General features: G+C 43.9%; 1 pseudogene. It reads left to right on the top strand.

The features are described from left to right. A pseudogene (locus AB4486_RS26355) lies at nt 1-383 on the top strand (diguanylate cyclase); the annotation flags it as partial.

Here is a 383-nt window from a genome sequence, read left to right as displayed (position 1 = left end):
CATGTTGTGGATGGTCTTTGCCAAATCTGGCCTATTGATGTATTGCTACTTGCCGACGGTAAAACCTCAGACATTCCCTCTGTCGATATCGACTATATGCTAATTGGTCAAGAGTCTCTTTGTTCTGAAAGCAGTGATAGTTATAAGAGCGCGTCAGAAAAAATAGCGTTAGCTCCTATTCTTTCATTTTTATCCCAGCTTGATGAATACCATGCCGGCGTGCACTTTATTGATACGAGCGGCTATGTGATCTCTTCACCTGAAGGTTTTGCCAAAGGGCTGAGCAAAGAGTTACTCTCGACCATAAAGAGTCGTCCTTATTGGCAGAAAACAGCCAACAACCCTGACCAACTTACCCTTTCAGGCCCTGGTTATCGTTTTGA

It is taken from the genome of Vibrio sp. 10N.222.55.C6 (assembly GCF_041473395.1).
Classification (GTDB): domain Bacteria; phylum Pseudomonadota; class Gammaproteobacteria; order Enterobacterales; family Vibrionaceae; genus Vibrio; species Vibrio crassostreae_C.
This window is presented reverse-complemented; position numbering and strand designations above follow the sequence as displayed.